We start from the raw sequence: 1,310 nt of genomic DNA, 5'->3' as shown, positions 1-1,310 counted from the left end.
CCGGATATACGAATGCAACCGCGCTGACGACAGGGTTAGGAAAACTTTGCTCACTACTTGTGGGGAGAGTCCATATAGGTTGTTAGGCTACCACTTGCGAGCAAAGTTACTTTTTACAACGCGAGAGATATAAGAATTTAAACCGCGCCCCTGCTTTGCAAGCTGTTTCATATTGTCAGTTGTAGCTTTTCCTGGACGCATGCTGTTGTACAGGTAGTTACGTTGAGCGCCAGCTTTGAAGACTACATGTATTGCATCCTCCGTGATCTCGTAAGAAGCTACGTTTGATTGTCCACTAAGGTTGCTATAAGGCGTCATAAAATTCCCTCTTGGTTTGCCTAACTATTATTAGGCGACATTGAATGTCGCATTTGATGTCGTAAAAACATGTCGGATAACGTTCCTTGTCGTCTTGTGAGTCTACGTCTAGCTTGAAGGTGGTCGCGGCAAACGCGACATCATTCAGGGAGAAAAGCGACATGGAAGACGACAAGCCTCGGCTGCTCGATCAAGTCCGCCAGCAAATCCGCATCAGGAACTATTCCATTCGCACCGAAAAAATCTATGCCGAGTGGGTAAAACGTTATATACGGTTTCACACGTATCGTCATCCTGTAGAGATGGGGGCGGTGGAGGTTGAGGCGTTTCTAACTCACTTGGCCGTGACCCGTAATGTGGCGGCGGCCACGCAGAATGAGGCGTTGGCGGCGCTGTTGTTTCTGTACAAGGAGGTGTTGAAAGTTGAGTTGCCCTGGCTGGAGGGGGTTGTACGGGCGAAGAAGCCGGCGCACTTGCCTATGGTCTTAACGCGTGAGGAAGTGGCTCGGGTATTGGCCGAAATATCGGGTGTGCACGGTTTGGTTGCCAGTTTGTTGTATGGCTCTGGGCTCGGGTTGATGGAGGTGCTGCGCTTGCGGGTCAAGGATGTAGAGTTTTCCCGTGGCGAGATCTTAGTGCGTGACGGTAAGGGCCAAAAGGATCGCGTGACCATGTTGCCGCGCTCAGTGGTGATTAGCCTGCATGAACATTTAGAGGCGGTTATGGCGTTGCATCAGCAAGATCTTGCCGAGGGGTTTGGTCGGGTTAATCTGCCGTTTGCGTTGGCGCGTAAGTATCCCAATGCGGCTGCGGAGTGGGGCTGGCAGTTTGTGTTTCCGTCAGGTAATCGCTCGCAAGACCCGCGGGGTGCTGGCACGTTTCGTCATCATTTGCATGAAAAAACCATTCAGCGGGATCGGGTAGGAGGCGGCCTCACGGCCGCCGTCCTCCCACACCACCGTGCGTACGGTTCCGTACACGGCGGTTCAGGC

The 1,310-nt window shown here is 52.4% G+C and carries 1 protein-coding gene; it reads left to right on the top strand.

Going from position 1 to position 1,310, the window contains the following annotated elements:
- Positions 1-479: 479 nt before the first annotated feature.
- A partial coding sequence (locus N1078_RS19405) for an integron integrase (protein WP_274089697.1) occupies positions 480-1,310 on the top strand: 831 nt, incomplete at its 3' end.

It is taken from the genome of Pseudomonas sp. MIL19 (genome assembly GCF_028680365.1).
Classification (GTDB): domain Bacteria; phylum Pseudomonadota; class Gammaproteobacteria; order Pseudomonadales; family Pseudomonadaceae; genus Aquipseudomonas; species Aquipseudomonas spirodelae.
The sequence above is the reverse complement of the archived record's forward strand: the minus strand, read 5'-3'. Positions and strand labels throughout refer to the sequence as shown.